Below are 1,145 nucleotides of genomic sequence, written 5' to 3'. Positions count from 1 at the left end.
CGGCCGATCTCCAGCGTCGAGCCCGCCTCCAGCCGGAGGACCTCGCCGGTGGCGGCGAGGCGGCGGGAGCCGGAGGAGGTGGTGACGACGACGAGGCCCCGCGCCCCTGTCACCGCCACCACCACCGGGGTGTCCGTCATGACCACCAGCCCGCCGAGCAGCACCTCGAGCACCGCGGCGCCGGGGTCGGTCCCCAGGCAGCGCAGGGCCAGCGCGGCGGCGGCGCGATCGGCGGCGCCCGAGGCGGTGACCCCGAGCGAGGCGTGGCCGGGCCGGCCCAGGTCCTGGATCAGCGCGGACGGGCCGGCCCGCAGGACCATCAGGCTCATCGGGTCGCGCCCTCGGCCCGCGGTCGCACGGCCCGGAAGCGGACCGCGATCCCCGGGGCCAGCAGCGCGGGGTCGGGGCGGCCCGCGTCCCACAGGGGTGCGTCGGTGGTGCCGAGCAGCCGCCAGCCGCCGGGCGAGGCGCCGGGGTAGACGGCGCAGAAGCGGTCGGCCAGCCCCACCGACCCGGCCGGCACGCGCGGCCGCGGGGACGCCAGCCGCGGCACCGCCGGCAGAGGCTCGGGGTGCAGCGGCTCGGGGTGCAGCGGTGCGGGGCCGAGCTCCCGCTCGTCGACCAAATAGAAGAAGCCGGGCGCGAACCCGCCGAAGGCCGCCCGCCACGTGATGGCGGTGTGCCGGCGGACCAGCGCCTCGGTCGACACGCCGGCCAGCTCGGCGACCGCCACGAGGTCCGGCCCGTCGTAGCGGACCTCCAGCGTCACCACCCCCGGCGGCTGCGCCACCGCCCCGCCGGCTCCGCCCACGTCCGGGTGGCCGGTCCCACCGCGGGGCGGCGGAGCCGACGGGTGGGGCGGCGGAACCGACGGCTCGAACGGCGGAGCCGGCTGGTGGGGCGGCCGCTGGGCCAGCAGCTCCTCGAGCCGCCGGCGCAGCGCGGGCAGGGCGGCGGCGTCCCGCGCGGTCACCAGCACGGTGCGGGCCGCCGCCACCACGTCCACGGCCTCGGGGCGCAACCGCTCCACCCGGCCGGCCAGCGCCACCGCCTCGGCAAGATCGGCACAGTCCAGCAGCAGCGCGGCCTCACCGCAGCGGCGGATCCTCGTCGTCGTCACCCGGCGCCGTTCCCCCCGCCCGGCG

General features: G+C 79.9%; 1 protein-coding gene and 1 pseudogene. Both read right to left on the bottom strand.

Going from position 1 to position 1,145, the window contains the following annotated elements; translation table 11 throughout:
- Window positions 1-329: pseudogene (locus tag B4M60_RS10700) on the bottom strand (urea amidolyase); the annotation flags it as partial.
- A partial coding sequence (locus tag B4M60_RS10695) for a 5-oxoprolinase subunit B family protein (protein WP_291083462.1) occupies window positions 326-1,145 on the bottom strand: 820 nt, incomplete at its 5' end. The pseudogene B4M60_RS10700 and the gene B4M60_RS10695, both read right to left, overlap by 4 nt.

Origin of the sequence: Dietzia sp. UBA5065 (assembly GCA_002415925.1) — a bacterium.
Taxonomy (GTDB): Bacteria; Actinomycetota; Actinomycetes; order Mycobacteriales; family Mycobacteriaceae; genus Dietzia.
Note: the sequence above shows the minus strand (reverse complement) of the source record. Positions and strands in the feature narration are given on the sequence as shown.